This is a genomic window from Extensimonas perlucida, assembly GCF_007655255.1.
Taxonomy (GTDB): domain Bacteria; phylum Pseudomonadota; class Gammaproteobacteria; order Burkholderiales; family Burkholderiaceae_C; genus Extensimonas; species Extensimonas perlucida.
The window spans coordinates 111,471-124,519 of the sequence record NZ_VMYE01000007.1; the positions used below are offsets into that span (position 1 = coordinate 111,471).

The following is a 13,049-nucleotide window of genomic DNA, read 5'->3' on the forward strand; positions in this document are numbered from 1 at the left end:
AGGGCTCTTGATGGTGATCCGGCATGGCTTCGCGCTGCCACCACCAGCAAGATGCACCCGAGCTGGTGGGAGCGCCGCAAAGGCGACTGGACAGAAACGCAGCCGACCCGGCAACGGGTTGTTTTGCGCCTGGCCAGTCGCTTTTTTCATGGCCTGGCGCTACCCACACAAGGAGCCCGAATTGAACCGCTCACCCCCGGCGCTAATGCAGCCCATGCGCCGCTTCCTCGAGCTGCAGGCCCAGCCCCAGTCCGCCGCGAACGACCGCGCGCTGACCTTCAGCTTCTCGTCCGAGCAGCCAGTGCAACGCTGGTTTGGCGACGAGGTTTTGAGCCACGCCCCCGGCGCTGCCGACCTCAGCCGCCTGAACGACGGCGCAGCTCTGCTCTTCAACCATGAGCAATCCGACGTCATCGGCGTAGTCGAGTCCGCCCGCATCGACACCGCAGCCCGCAAGGGCGTTTGCACTGTGCGCTTTGCCAGCACGCCACGCGCCGATGAGGTGCTCGGCATGGTGCGCGACGGCATCCTGCGCAACGTGTCGTTCATGTACCGCGTGGACAACTACACCGAGTCGCCCGACGGCAACTACACCGCCACATCCTGGACACCGCTCGAGGTTTCCATCGTCACCGTGCCAGCCGACCCGTCTGTCGGCATAGGCCGCGCACATCAACCCAATCCACGAAAGCCAACCATGAACAACCCCGAAACCACCACCACCTTGACCCGCTCGCAACGCCGCGCACTGACCGCCGACAGCCTTGCAGCTCAGGCCGCCGTCGAGGAAGAGCGCGCCCGCGTTGCCGAGATCACGGCCCTTGCCGCCGCGCACAAACTCCCCGAAGGCCTCACGCGCAGTCTCATCGAGGACGGAGCTTCGGTTCAGGAAGCGCGCGCCGCCGCGCTCGAGCTGATCCAGTCCCGCTATCGCGCACAGAGCGCCGCATCGCGGTCTATGCCCGTGCCCGAGTTCGTCGACCCGTACCAAGAGCGCGGACAGTCCTTCAGCTTGTCCCGCGCCATCTTGGCCGCAGCAACCGGTGATTGGCGCGCTGCTGGCTACGAGCGCGCAGTTTCCGCCGACCTTGCCAAGAAGCGCGGCAAGGACTCTGCTGGCCTGTTGGTGCCGACAAGCGTGCTTGGCCAGCGCGACGGCTACTCCACGCAGAGCGGCCCCACAGGCGGCGCGCTCGTGGCGACCAACCTGCAGGCAAGCGCCTTCATCGAAGTTCTGCGCAAAAAATCCCGCGTCCTTCAGCTTGGCGCCACCGTGCTCTCTGGCCTGGTGGGCAACGTAGACGTTCCCCGCCGCACTGCTGCAGGTCCTGCGCAGTGGATTGCCGAGGGTGAGGCGCTGACGCCTGGTCAGGGCGGCTTCGACGTGGTGAGCTTGCGCCCGAAGACCGTCGGCGGCTTGTCCTTCTTGAGCAGAAATTTGCTGCTGCAAGGCACGCCTGACGCTGAAATGCTTGTGCGCGCCGATATGGTTGCCCAGCTCGCCCTGGCCATCGACCACGCTGCACTCGCAGGCACCGGACAGAACGCCGAGCCGCTTGGCGTCCTCAAACTGCCTGGCGTGGGCTCTGTCGTAGGCGGAACCGCTGGCGCTGCGGTCACGTTCGACCACCTGATCGCGCTGCATGCCCAGGTGGCTGCTGCAAACGCTGACGGCGGTCAAATGGCCTACCTGATCAACTCTGCAACGCTTGCCGCCCTGATGCGGAGCAAGGCCACCACTGGGCAGTACCTTTGGTCTGGCCTAGGCGGCGCACAGGGCGAAAACTACGCGCCTGCAGGCACTGCGCCTGGCGCAGTGCAGCAGGGCACCGGGTACAGCTTCATGGGCCTGCCGCTGGCAGTGAGCAACAACGTGCCGTCCGACCTCACCAAGGGCGCAGCAACCGGCTTGAGCGCCCTGGTCTTCGGCAACTGGTCGGACGTGCTCATTGGCGAGTGGGGCGTGCTCGAAATTCTGCCGAACCCCTACGCGGCAGGCATTTACGAGGCTGGCGCTATCCAATTGAGAGCGCTGCAAACGATCGATGTTGCCGTGCGCCACCCGCAGAGCTTCGCGGTCATGACCGACGCGATCACAGCCTGATCCGTCGTACCGCAGCAACGGAACCCGCCCGCCGTGGCGGGTTTTTTTATGGGCGCACGCTTTGTCAAAAGGTAAGGCATGAGGTAAGACCGTAGCCTGCGCCAAAAGAAAAACCCCAAGTAAATCAATCACTTGGGGCTACATCCTGGCGGAGAGGGCGGGATTCGAACCCGCGGTGGGGATTAGCCCACACACGCTTTCCAGGCGTGCGACTTAAACCGCTCATCCACCTCTCCAAAAAGTTCTCTATTGTAGCAGTCAGCGTGCGGAAGGCTCCCCACAATTTGCTGCTTGTGGTGGTGGGCTTTGACGTCAGCAATGACGTGCTTCCTCATGCATTTTCGCCAGCAGCCAGGCGCTCGAGTGCTGCGTAGACGTCTTCCGCCACGAGCCTGTCGGACTTTGGGCGTCGAAAGCGAGAATGCGCCCCAGCGAGGTCAGTTTTTGCCGGATTCGCCGCCCCATAGTGGTGTCCGCGCTATGGGGCAAGAAGACGATAAAAAATGGGCCGCTGCGGCGCATTCGCAGCCGACGATTCCAAAGCCCGACAGGCTCCGAGGCTTCCACCCAGATTGTCCATTAGGCGGTGCTGCACACCTGCGCGGGTGCTGGTGGACGGCTGCCGGTCATTTTGGCCCCTGCTTCGGCGTCCATGGCAACGGCGATGGACTTCTCACCAGTGACCAAACTGCCACGCCAGCCGCCTCGCCATCATCCCGCGTCCTAATGAACAATCTGGGTTCAAGTCATTGACGAAAAATGACGGGGAACGATCATCCGCGTCCTAATGAACAATCGGGGTAAATCTGCTCGAAGCAACCCGGACGTGGCCGTGTACGCCCGCTGGAATACGATAGCGGCTTGCCGTGCGCTGAGGACTTGTTCCTGCCGCTCGCCCAGAGCCGCATGGCGCAAGGGGCAGGGCGGGGGCCTGTTGGCCCGTGTCCCGGCGCCGCCCCAATCGTCCGTACGCTTCGTCTGATGCCACATTCATCCGCCTCTGATTCCGCGCCCCCTGCCGAGCCTCTCACGGCGTCCGCGCCCGAACTCCTCGCACCCTGGCGCCGCTTTCGCGGGCTCGCGCCGTTTTTGCGCATGAGCGTCGCGGACGAAGACCTGCGGCCGCTGGCGCAGGCGCTGCTCGCGCAGGTGGATCGTTCGCCGGGCGACGCAACGCTGTGGCTGAACCTGTCGCTCGTCATGCAGTGTCTCGAGCAAGCCGAACTGGGTCTGGCCATGCAGGCGCAGGCGCTGGAATTGCAGCGCGTCTATCGCATCCACGCGACGTGCACGCCGCCCACGCGGCGCCTGCTGATGCTCATGGTGCCGGGCGACCTGGCTGCGAACACGCCGCTCGAGTGCCTGCTCGAGGGCAGCGACATCGAGCTGATCTTCTACTACCTGGGCAGCGCCGCGCAGCCGTTCGCCGCGCCCATCCCCGAACACGACGCGGTGCTCGTGGCGCTGGGCGACTCGGACGAAAATGCGCCGCTGCTCACGGCGCTCGAACAGGCGCTGGCGCAATGGGGCCGTCCGGTGCTCAACGCGCCGGCGCTGATTCCGCGCACGCGGCGCGACCGGCTCAGCGCGCTGCTGCAGGGCGCGCCCGGCGTCAGCATGCCGCCCATCGTGCAAGTGCAAAGGTCAAAACTCGCTGAAGTGGCCGCGCAGCGGGCGCAGGCAGCTACACTTTTTGCAGATTGCGCGTTTCCGCTGATCGTGCGCCCCGTGGGCTCGCAGGCCGGGCGCGACTTGGCGCGCATCACGCAGCCGCAGGAGCTGGCGGAGTACCTCGCGCGCGTGCCGGAGCCGGCGTTTTTCGTCGCGCCCTTCATCGACTACCGCAGCGCCGACGGCTTGTACCGCAAGTTTCGCATCGCCATGGTCGATGGCCGGCCCTATGTGAGCCACATGGCCGTGTCGGCGCACTGGATGGTGCATTACGTGAACGCGGGCATGTACGAGGACGCGGCCAAGCGCGCCGAGGAGGCCCGCTTCATGGACGACTTCGACGCCTTTTGCGCGCACCACCAAGCCGCGTTCGCGGCGATCCAGGAGCGCCTGCCGCTCGACTACTACTGCATGGACGCGGCGCAGGCGGCCGACGGGCGCCTGCTGGTCTTCGAGATCGACCACATCATGGTGGTGCACGCGATGGATTCTGCGGCGCTGTTTCCGTTCAAGCAGCGCCACATGGCCAAGCTGCGCGCGGCGGTGCGCGACTTGCTGCTGCGCCGCACGGGTGCGCTGCCAGGGGCGGCGCTTTCGGCCCCACCTGATTCTTCTGCTCCATCGCCCCAGCCATGAACCGCAACAGCCTCAATTTTTCCGGTGGGCCCGGTGCGCTGCCCGAGAGCGTGCTGCAACAAGTGCAGCAAGCCGTGCTCGAAGTGCCCGAGGTGGGCCTGTCGATTCTGGGCATCAGCCACCGCTCGGACTGGTTTGCCGCGGTCATCGCCGAGCTCGAGCGCAACATGCGCACGCTGCTCGCGCTGCCCGATGACTACCACGTGCTGCTGCTGCAAGGCGGCGCGACGCAGCAGTTTTCCATGGTGCCCATGCTGCTGCTGCACGGCGCAACGCAGCCCGCCGAATACCTGCACACGGGCTATTGGAGCGGCAAAGCCGTGCGCGCGGCGCAGCAGCACGGCCCGGTGCGCGTGCTCTGGAGCGGCGAGTCGGCGCAGTGGCGCCGCCTGCCGCGCGACGAGGAGCTGGCGTTTTCGCCCACGGCGCCGTACCTGCACTATGTCTCGAACGAGACCGTGGAGGGGCTGCAGTTCCACCGCGTGCTCGGCCTCGACGAGGTGCCGCGCGTGTGCGACATGTCCTCGGACTTCCTCTCAGCGCCCTGCGCGGCCGAGCGTTTTGCGCTGATTTACGCGCACGCGCAGAAAAACATCGGCCCCGCAGGCGTCACCGTGGTGCTGGTGCGCGACGCGCTGCTGGATCGCGCGCCCGAAGGTTTGCCCGATTTTCTCGACTACCGCACGCACGCCGCGGCGCACTCCAACTTCAACACGCCGCCGGTGTTCGCGATCTACGTGGTGCTGCTCGTGACGCGCTGGCTGCTGCACGAAGTCGGCGGCCTCGCGCGCATGGCCGAGATCAACCAGCGCAAGGCGCAGACGCTCTACGACCTCATTGATACGCACCCCGGCGTGTACCGTGGCCGCGCGGCGGTGGCCGACCGCTCGCGCATGAACGTGGTGTTCGAGCTGCCCGATGCGCAGGCCACACAGCGCTTTTTGGCCCAGGCGCAGGCAGCGGGCTTTTCCGGCTTGGCCGGACACCGCGCGCTGGGCGGCATCCGCGCCTCGCTCTACAACGGCCTCACGCTCGAAGCCGTGCAGCGCCTCGCGCAGTTCATGGAAGACTTTGCGCGCCGTGGCTGAAGCAGTTGTCAATGGGGGCACGCGGGCCCGGTGTGGGCGTGCCGATCGCTCGGGCTGCCATCGGGACTGCGATGAGGACTGCCAATGGGACTGCCATTGGGGCAACGACGCGGGCCGCTTCCCGTGCTGGCTGAAGGGACGCACATGAGCGCGCGCTGCGTCATGGTGCTCGGCACTTCGAGCGGCGCGGGCAAGAGCTGGCTCGCCACGGCGCTGTGCCGCCATTACGCCCGGCAGGGCCTGAAGGTGGCGCCGTTCAAGGCGCAGAACATGAGCAACAACGCGCGCGTGGTGCCCGACTTGGCCGGCGGCATGGGCGAGATCGGCGCGGCGCAATACTTTCAGGCGCTGGCCGCGCGCGCCGCGCCCGAGGTGCGCATGAACCCGCTGCTGCTCAAGCCCGAGGCCGACACGCACAGCCAGGTGGTGCTGCTCGGGCAGGTCAGCGCCGCACTCACCGCGCTGCCCTGGCGCGCGCGCAGTGCGCAGGTCTGGCCGCAGATCGCCGCTGCGCTCGACGCGCTGCGCGCCGACAACGATGTGGTCGTGATCGAGGGCGCGGGCTCGCCCGCCGAGATCAACCTGATGGACAGCGACATCGTCAACCTGCGCGTGGCGCGCCACGCGGACGCGCGCTGTCTGCTTGTGACCGACATCGACCGCGGCGGCGCGTTCGCGCACCTGTACGGCACCTGGGCGCTGCTGCCCGAGGCGGATCGCGCGCGCCTCCACGGCTTCGTGCTCAACAAGTTCCGCGGCGACGCAGCCCTGCTCGCCCCCGCGCCCGCGCAGCTCGAGCGCCTGACCGGCGTGCCCACCGTGGCCGTGCTGCCCATGCGCTTTGGCCACGGCCTGCCGGAGGAAGACGGCGTGTTCGACGACCGGCCCGTGGCCGCCGCACCGCCGTCCGCTGGTTTACAAGCAAAAATGGCATCTAACGCAGGTGTAGCAAGCGCTAGCAGCTACTTAAAAGATAGTTTTACACATTGCACACCGCGCCGCATCGCCATCGTCGCCTACCCGCGCATCAGCAACCTCGACGAATTCCAGCCGCTCAAAAACCTGCCCGGCGTGCAACTGGTCTGGGCTCGCACACCGGCGCAGTTGCACGGGGCCGACTGGATCGTGCTGCCCGGCAGCAAAGCCACCGCGGCCGACCTGGGCTGGCTGCGCGCGCAGCACCTGGACGCCGCCATCGCCGCGCACGCAGGGCAGGGCGGGGCGGTGCTGGGCATTTGCGGCGGCCTGCAAATGCTGGGCGAGGCGCTGATCGACCTGCACGGCGTCGAAAGCCAAGCCGGCATCGACGGCAACGCCCCCGGCCTCGGCCTGCTACCCTTGGTCACGAGCTTTGCCCCGCACAAAACCGTGCGCCGCACGCAGGCGCGCTTCGGCGCCGCCACGGGCGCCTGGGCGCCACTCGCCGGCGTGCCCGTGGCGGGCTACGAAATCCACAGCGGCCAAACCGCGCAACACCCCGCCATGGCCGCGAAAGGCGACCTGGCGCACGCGCTGATCCCCCGCATCGCCTGGCAAAACGCCGCAGGCAACGTGCTCGGCGTGTACCTGCACGGCCTGTTTGAGGATGCCGGCGTGCTGCAAGCCCTGTTCGGCGCGCAGGCGCCCACACTCGACGCGGCATTCGAGCGCCTCGCGGATGAGATCGAGCGCGCCTTCGCGCCAGGGGTGCTGCAGGCGCTCATCGCGCCATGAAAATTGGGGTCAGATTCCAATTATTTCCACGTCCGCCCGCAGCGCCAGAAATTGGAATCTGACCCCAATTTCTGACCCCAATTTCCCCTTTTTGGAAAGTGGAATCCTATGATCAAACTCGAAGGAGCAGCCCTGCAAGCCGCCTTGGCCCAGGTGCCCGCCTGGACGTTCGATGCCGAACGTCACGCCATCCGGCGCACGCTGCGCTTTGTGGACTTCAACGCGGCCTTTGGATTCATGGCGCGCACTGCCTTGGAGGCCGAACGCCAAAACCACCACCCGGAATGGTGCAATGTCTATCTCCGGGTGGAAATCCTGTTTTCCACACACGACGCCGGCGGTCTGACCGAGCGCGACATTAGCTTCGCGCGCTGGGTGGACGCGACTGCCTTGGCCATGGGGGCAAGCTGAAATTGGGGTCAGATTCCAATTAATTTTCGGTCGCCTGGCTCTGCCAGAAATTGGAATCTGACCCCAATTTCCCAACGTGTTGAGCCCAGCTTTTTCCTAATGAAAAGGGCCTGCAGTGCAGGCCCATCAAGCGCGAATAGCTATTGTTGCAGGGGCTTCAGGCGGCCCCTCACATGCCCACGTAGTTCGGCCCGCCGCCGCCTTCGGGTGTGACCCAGACGATGTTTTGCGTCGGGTCCTTGATGTCGCAGGTCTTGCAGTGCACGCAGTTTTGCGCGTTGATCTGCAGGCGCTGGGCGCTGCCGCCCTTGGACTCGTCCGGCACGAATTCGTACACACCGGCCGGGCAGTAGCGGCTCTCGGGGCCGGCGTATTTGGCCAGGTTGATGTTCACGGGCACGCTCGGGTCTTTGAGCGTGAGGTGCGAGGGCTGGTTCTCCGCGTGGTTGGTGTTGCTTAAGAACACGCTGGAGAGCCGGTCGAAGGTGAGCTTGCCGTCGGGCTTGGGGTACTCGATGGGGGTGCACTCTGCCGCGGGCTTGAGGTAGGCATGGTCGGGCTTTTCGCGGTGCAGCGTCCAGGGAATATGGCCGCGCAGCACGAATTGCTCAAAACCGTTCATCAGCGTGGCCGTGGTCAGGCCGTATTTGAACCAGTTCTTGAAGTTGCGGTCTTTGTTGAGCTCGGTGTGCAGCCAGCTTTCTTCGAAGGCCTTGGGGTAGGCGGTGAGCTCGTCGTGCTGGCGTCCGGCCACGATGGCGTCGTAGGCCGCTTCGGCTGCGAGCATGCCGGTCTTGATCGCCGCGTGGCTGCCCTTGATGCGGCTCACGTTGAGGTAGCCCGCGTCGCAACCCACGAGTGCGCCGCCCGGGAAGACGGTCTTGGGCAGCGAATTGATGCCGCTTGCGTTGATGGCGCGCGCGCCGTAGCTCAGGCGCTTGCCGGGTTTGATGCCTTTGGCTTCGTCGCCTTCGAGGTACCAGCGGATGTTGGGGTGCGTCTTCCAGCGCTGGAATTCCTCGAACGGGCTCAGGTAGGGGTTGGTGTAGCCCAGGCCCGTGACGAAGCCCAGCGCCACCTTGTTGTCCTCCATGTGGTAGAGGAAGGCGCCGCCGTAGGTTTTGTTGTCCATGGGCCAGCCGGCAGTGTGCATGACGAAGCCCGGCTTGTGGCGTGCGGGGTCGATCTCCCACAGCTCTTTGATGCCTATGCCGAAGCTCTGCGGGTCGCAGCCCGCGTCGAGCGCGTAACGCGCGATCAGCTGCTTGCCCAGATGGCCGCGCGCGCCTTCGGCAAAAATGGTGTATTTGGCGTGCAGCTCCATGCCAAGCTGGAAGTCGGGCGTGGGCTCGCCGTCCTTGCCTATGCCCATGTTGCCCGTGGCCACGCCCTTGACCTTGCCGTCCTCGGTGTAGAGCACTTCGGCTGCGGGAAAGCCCGGGAAAATCTCCACGCCCAGCCCTTCGGCCTGCTGCGCGAGCCAGCGCGTGACGTTGCCCAGGCTGATGATGTAGTTGCCGTGGTTGTGCGCAAACGGCGGCAGGAACATGTTGGGCACGCGAAACGAGGACTTTTCGCCCAGGAAGACGTAGGCGTCGTCGGTCACGGGCTGGTTCAGCGGCGCGCCCAGCTCCTTCCAGTTGGGGAACAGCTCGGTCAGGGCCCGCGGATCCATGATGGCGCCCGAGAGGATGTGCGCGCCGGGCTCAGAGCCCTTTTCGAGCACGACCACCGAGACGTCGGTGCCTTTTTCGGCGGCCAGCTGCTTGAGGCGGATCGCTGTGGACAGGCCCGCCGGGCCACCGCCCACGATCACCACGTCGTATTCCATGGCTTCGCGCGGGCCATACTGGGCGAGGATTTCTTCGTTCGTCATTTGTTTTGCGGGGCGTTGTTGAAAGGGTTGCAAAACCAGGCGCTCAGGTGCGCCAAGGGAAAGGAGGATGCAGAAAAGGCCGCCATTGTATTCCCAGCGGCCATGTATTGAACAAACGTTTGGTTAGTTTGCTGCGTGTGTGAGCGTCCTTTTCAGGCAGCAGCCTTCGGCAGCAGCAGCCCCTGCGTTTCGATGAAGGCCACCACTTCGGCCAGCCCCGCGAGGGTCTTGAGGTTGGTGAAGACGTAGGGCTTGAGCCCCTGCGCGCTGCGGCGCATGCGCTCGGTGTCGGCCTGCATCACGGCCAGGCTCGCGCCCACGTGCGGGGCCAGGTCGGTTTTGTTGATCACGAGCAGGTCGCTCTTGGTGATGCCGGGGCCGCCCTTGCGCGGGATTTTCTCGCCCGCGGCGACGTCGATCACGTAGACCGTGAGGTCGGAGAGCTCGGGACTGAAGGTGGCCGCGAGGTTGTCGCCGCCGCTTTCGACGAAAACCACGTCGGCATCGGGAAAGGCGCCGAGCATGCGGTCTATGGCTTCGAGGTTGATGGAGGCGTCTTCGCGGATCGCCGTGTGCGGGCAGCCGCCGGTCTCCACGCCCAGGATGCGCTCGGGCGGCAGCGCGCCGCTCGCGGTGAGCAGGCGCTGGTCTTCCTTGGTGTAGATGTCGTTGGTGATGGCCACGAGCTCGTAGCGCGTGCGCATGGTTTTGCACAGCATTTCGAGCAGCGTGGTCTTGCCCGAGCCCACGGGGCCACCGATGCCGACGCGCAGCGGCGGGAGTTTCTTGGTGCGGCCGGGGATGTGGTGTAGAGCAGTCATGAGCGGAAAAGGCGTGAATACTGGGTTTCATGCTGCGCCGAGAGGATGGCGAGCATGGGCGTGAAGGCCTGGCGCGCCCCGTCGGGCAGCGCGGCAGCCTGCGCCGCCGCGTCGGGGATCGCGACGGCCAGGCGCGCGAGGATGCGCTGGCCCGCGCTTTGGCCCAGCGGCATGGACTTGAGCGCGGCCTGCACCATGTTTTCGGCCCAGCCGAAAGCGTAGGCGCACAGAATCTCGCGCACCGGCGCCTGCGTGCGCGCCGCGGTCAGCGCAAAGGCCACGGGGTAGCTGGGCGGCAGCTGGGCCAGCGCGGCGATTTGCTCTGTGATGTGTGGCGGCGTGGCATCGGGCGGGTGCTGGTTGCGCAGCCACTCGCTGAGTGAGCGGCCCATTTGCTCGGTTTGCAGGCGCAGCTCGCTGCTTTCGCGCGTGTGCAGCACCCAGTCATTGAGGGCGCGCACCTGCGCCAGGTCGCCGCGCCGCCACGCGCCCACGGCCCGTGCGAGCACGGCCATGTCGCCGCGCGCCTGGCCCAGGTGCAGCTGGTCGAGCAGCCAGTCACCCACGGTGGCCTCGTCGCGCAGCAGGCCGTGCTCGACGGCGCTCTCCAAGCCCTCGGAATACGAAAAGCCGCCCACGGGCAGCGCGGGCGAGGCGAGCCAGATCAGCTGCAGCAGGCTCGCCGCCGGCAAGGGGCCGGGGCGCTCGCGCAGCCGGCGCGGGATGGCAGGCGGAAGAGGCGACGGGACAGGCTCAGTGCGCATGGCCGTCGTTGGCGTGGGCTGCATCGCGGCCGTGACCGTGAGGGTGGTCATGGGCCTGGTCGTGGTCTTGTGCGTGCGCCTGATCGTGGGAATGCTCATGGGAATGGCCATGCCCCGCCGCGTGCGCGGCGCCGTGGCCATAAGCGCCCGCTTCGGGCTCGAAGGCTTCATTGCGCTCCTGCACTATCAGGTGCATGGCGCGCAGCATTTGGGCCAGCACGGGGTCGGGCTCGATCTGCAGGTAGTCGGGCCGCAGTTCGACGGGCACATGGCGGTTGCCCAGGTGGTAGGCGGCGCGCAGCAAGTCCAAGGGTGTGCCATGCGCCAGGCAGGGCGTGATGCGCAGCACCGGCTGCGGCGCGGCCAGCACGCGTACGAGCGAGCCGTCTTCGGCCACCAGCACGTCGCCGCCGCGCACCACGCTGCCGCGCGGCAAAAACACCGCGAGCGCGCGGCCCGCAGAGTCGGTGGCGGCAAAGCGGCTTTTCTGGCGCACGCCCCAGTCGAGCGCGACGCTTGCGGCGCGGCGCAGCAGCACGGGGGCCAGGCCTTGGCCTTGGGGGAGCAGGCGGGAGACGGTGAGCATGGCGGGTGGGTTTGGTTAATATAACGATCGTTCTAACATCGAGGCTGCACCATGATCTCTCTCAAACTGACCCAGATCGGCAACTCCGTGGGCGTGATTCTGCCCAAGGAGGTGCTCGCGCGCCTGAAGGTGGGCAAGGGCGATACACTGTTCGTGACCGAGGCGGCGCATGGCGTGATGCTGACGCCGTACGATCCGCAGCTCGACGAGCAGCTCGAGGCCGGCCGTGCATTCATGCGTGAATACCGCGATACCTTTCATCAGCTTGCCAAGTGAGCGCTCGAGCCATGGCTGGCTGGAAGTGGGTGCACCGCCAGGCTTTGTTGCTGTTGCATGAGGAAAGCCTGGCCGAACATGGTGGCGCGAGCGGCCTGCGTGACGAGGGGCTGTTGGATTCGGCGCTGGCGCGGCCCTTGCACCTGGCGCTGTATGGGCAGCCGGACCTTGCAGCGCTTGCGGCGTCGTATGGCGTGGGCCTGGCCGCAAACCATCCGTTCGTCGATGGCAACAAGCGCGCAGCTTTGTTGGCCGTCGGTCTGTTTTTGCACGTGAACGGCCAGCGCCTGCACGCCACGCAGGCCCAAACCACGCTGACCATGCTGGCCGTGGCCAGCGGTGAACTCGATGAGGCGGGTTTTGCTGCTTGGTTGCGTGCGCATATCCGGCCGCGTTGATCGGTCAAAACAAAAGTTGTTGGCAGTAAAGCGGCTGCTCTGGTGCATGCCCCCGCCGAGCGCAAGGCACGCAGCTTGGCTCGGATCATGGCCAGCATGTCGTGCGAATGCGTACAATGAAGCTGTACGTAAAAAGAGGTGCATGATGACCATAGAAACCACTTACAGCCAGGCCCGCGGGCAGTTCAAGGCGCTCATGGATCGCGCGCTGCAAGACCGTGAGATCGTGCTGGTGCGCCGCCGCTCGGGGGATGCCGTGGCGATGATTGCCGCAGACGAGTTGCAAAGCCTGATGGAGACTGCGCATCTGCTGCGCTCGCCGAAAAACGCGCAACGCCTGCTCGAAGCCCTCGCGCGAGCGCGTGCGGGCGAAGTGGCGCCGACGAGCCTGCAAGCCTTGGAGCAGCAGTTTGGCCTCCAAAACTGAACCGGAGCGTGTCGCGGTCTTCCAGCCCGAGTTCCTCGAAGACCTGAGTTATTGGGTTGCCACGGAGCGCCGCACCGCCAAGCGTTTGCTGGAGCTCGTCAAAGCCACCCTGCGCGATCCTTTCGTGGGCATAGGCAAGCCCGAGCCTTTGAAGTACCTGGGGGCGGACCTGTGGTCGCGCCGCATCACGCAGGAGCACCGCTGCGTGTATCTGGTGAAAGCCGACAGGATCGAATTTCTGCAAGGGCGCTACCACTATTGATCTATTGATGTCTGCG

At 66.0% G+C, this 13,049-nt stretch carries 13 protein-coding genes and 1 tRNA gene; 9 read left to right on the plus strand and 5 right to left on the minus strand.

Annotation, left to right across the window (positions count from 1 at the left end; all coding sequences use genetic code 11):
- Window positions 1-181 precede the first annotated feature (181 nt).
- Complete coding sequence (locus FK527_RS08335; protein WP_186298412.1) at window positions 182-2,104, plus strand: phage major capsid protein; 1,923 nt, start codon at window positions 182-184, stop codon at window positions 2,102-2,104.
- Between the two features lie 146 nt (window positions 2,105-2,250).
- On the opposite strand, the gene FK527_RS08340 is transcribed toward FK527_RS08335, so the two are convergent.
- Window positions 2,251-2,340 (minus strand) — tRNA-Ser (locus FK527_RS08340).
- A 745-nt stretch (window positions 2,341-3,085) separates the two neighbouring features.
- Here FK527_RS08340 and FK527_RS08345 point away from each other — a divergent pair.
- The 4 genes from FK527_RS08345 to FK527_RS08360 all read left to right on the plus strand — a co-directional run bounded on the left by FK527_RS08345 (window position 3,086) and on the right by FK527_RS08360 (window position 7,623).
- Window positions 3,086-4,411 (plus strand): ATP-grasp domain-containing protein, encoded by a 1,326-nt coding sequence (locus FK527_RS08345; RefSeq protein WP_222116141.1) that lies wholly within the window; start codon window positions 3,086-3,088, stop codon window positions 4,409-4,411.
- A complete protein-coding gene (locus FK527_RS08350; RefSeq protein ID WP_144732329.1) occupies window positions 4,408-5,499 on the plus strand; it encodes a phosphoserine transaminase in 1,092 nt (363 codons plus the stop codon). Before FK527_RS08345 ends, FK527_RS08350 begins: the two co-directional genes overlap by 4 nt.
- A 144-nt stretch (window positions 5,500-5,643) precedes the next feature.
- On the plus strand, window positions 5,644-7,212 hold the full coding sequence (locus FK527_RS08355; RefSeq protein WP_144732332.1) for a cobyric acid synthase: 1,569 nt from the start codon (window positions 5,644-5,646) through the stop codon (window positions 7,210-7,212).
- 108 nt (window positions 7,213-7,320) lie between these two features.
- Complete coding sequence (locus FK527_RS08360) at window positions 7,321-7,623, plus strand: 4a-hydroxytetrahydrobiopterin dehydratase (RefSeq protein ID WP_144732335.1); 303 nt, start codon at window positions 7,321-7,323, stop codon at window positions 7,621-7,623.
- Between the two features lie 169 nt (window positions 7,624-7,792).
- On the opposite strand, the gene FK527_RS08365 is transcribed toward FK527_RS08360, so the two are convergent.
- From FK527_RS08365 to ureE, 4 genes are all read right to left on the minus strand, one after another.
- Window positions 7,793-9,499, minus strand: a complete 1,707-nt coding sequence (locus FK527_RS08365) for an electron transfer flavoprotein-ubiquinone oxidoreductase (RefSeq protein WP_144732338.1) — start codon at window positions 9,497-9,499, stop codon at window positions 7,793-7,795.
- A gap of 152 nt (window positions 9,500-9,651) precedes the next feature.
- The gene (gene ureG, locus FK527_RS08370; protein ID WP_144732341.1) at window positions 9,652-10,320 is read right to left on the minus strand and encodes an urease accessory protein UreG; all 669 of its coding nucleotides are present in this window, start codon (window positions 10,318-10,320) and stop codon (window positions 9,652-9,654) included.
- Complete coding sequence (locus tag FK527_RS08375) at window positions 10,317-11,084, minus strand: urease accessory protein UreF (RefSeq protein WP_144732474.1); 768 nt, start codon at window positions 11,082-11,084, stop codon at window positions 10,317-10,319. The genes ureG and FK527_RS08375 overlap by 4 nt, the downstream gene beginning before the upstream one ends.
- On the minus strand, window positions 11,074-11,670 hold the full coding sequence (gene ureE, locus FK527_RS08380; RefSeq protein WP_144732344.1) for an urease accessory protein UreE: 597 nt from the start codon (window positions 11,668-11,670) through the stop codon (window positions 11,074-11,076). Before ureE ends, FK527_RS08375 begins: the two co-directional genes overlap by 11 nt.
- Before the next feature lie 51 nt (window positions 11,671-11,721).
- Between ureE and FK527_RS08385 the strand changes: the two genes are divergently transcribed.
- From FK527_RS08385 to FK527_RS08400, 4 genes are all read left to right on the plus strand, one after another.
- Window positions 11,722-11,946, plus strand: a complete 225-nt coding sequence (locus tag FK527_RS08385) for an AbrB/MazE/SpoVT family DNA-binding domain-containing protein (protein WP_144732347.1) — start codon at window positions 11,722-11,724, stop codon at window positions 11,944-11,946.
- Between the two features lie 11 nt (window positions 11,947-11,957).
- Entirely contained in the window at window positions 11,958-12,344 is a 387-nt protein-coding gene (locus tag FK527_RS08390; protein WP_144732477.1) for a type II toxin-antitoxin system death-on-curing family toxin, read from the plus strand.
- Between the two features lie 142 nt (window positions 12,345-12,486).
- Window positions 12,487-12,771: a type II toxin-antitoxin system Phd/YefM family antitoxin gene (locus FK527_RS08395; protein WP_246072731.1), complete on the plus strand. Its 285-nt coding sequence runs from the start codon at window positions 12,487-12,489 to the stop codon at window positions 12,769-12,771.
- On the plus strand, window positions 12,755-13,033 hold the full coding sequence (locus FK527_RS08400; protein WP_144732350.1) for a Txe/YoeB family addiction module toxin: 279 nt from the start codon (window positions 12,755-12,757) through the stop codon (window positions 13,031-13,033). The genes FK527_RS08395 and FK527_RS08400 overlap by 17 nt, the downstream gene beginning before the upstream one ends.
- Window positions 13,034-13,049: the final 16 nt, after the last annotated feature.

Excerpts from the sequence above, each read along its gene's own strand:
- FK527_RS08395 (WP_246072731.1), top strand. The coding sequence starts at position 12,487 with ATGATGACCATAGAAACCACTTACAGCCAGGCCCGCGGGCAGTTCAAG.
- FK527_RS08350 (WP_144732329.1), top strand. The coding sequence starts at position 4,408 with ATGAACCGCAACAGCCTCAATTTTTCCGGTGGGCCCGGTGCGCTGCCC.
- FK527_RS08365 (WP_144732338.1), bottom strand. The coding sequence starts at position 9,499 with ATGACGAACGAAGAAATCCTCGCCCAGTATGGCCCGCGCGAAGCCATG.
- ureE (WP_144732344.1), bottom strand. The coding sequence starts at position 11,670 with ATGCTCACCGTCTCCCGCCTGCTCCCCCAAGGCCAAGGCCTGGCCCCC.
- FK527_RS08345 (WP_222116141.1), top strand. The coding sequence starts at position 3,086 with ATGCCACATTCATCCGCCTCTGATTCCGCGCCCCCTGCCGAGCCTCTC.
- FK527_RS08355 (WP_144732332.1), top strand. The coding sequence starts at position 5,644 with ATGAGCGCGCGCTGCGTCATGGTGCTCGGCACTTCGAGCGGCGCGGGC.
- FK527_RS08375 (WP_144732474.1), bottom strand. The coding sequence starts at position 11,084 with ATGCGCACTGAGCCTGTCCCGTCGCCTCTTCCGCCTGCCATCCCGCGC.
- FK527_RS08360 (WP_144732335.1), top strand. The coding sequence starts at position 7,321 with ATGATCAAACTCGAAGGAGCAGCCCTGCAAGCCGCCTTGGCCCAGGTG.
- FK527_RS08385 (WP_144732347.1), top strand. The coding sequence starts at position 11,722 with ATGATCTCTCTCAAACTGACCCAGATCGGCAACTCCGTGGGCGTGATT.
- FK527_RS08390 (WP_144732477.1), top strand. The coding sequence starts at position 11,958 with ATGGCTGGCTGGAAGTGGGTGCACCGCCAGGCTTTGTTGCTGTTGCAT.
- ureG (WP_144732341.1), bottom strand. The coding sequence starts at position 10,320 with ATGACTGCTCTACACCACATCCCCGGCCGCACCAAGAAACTCCCGCCG.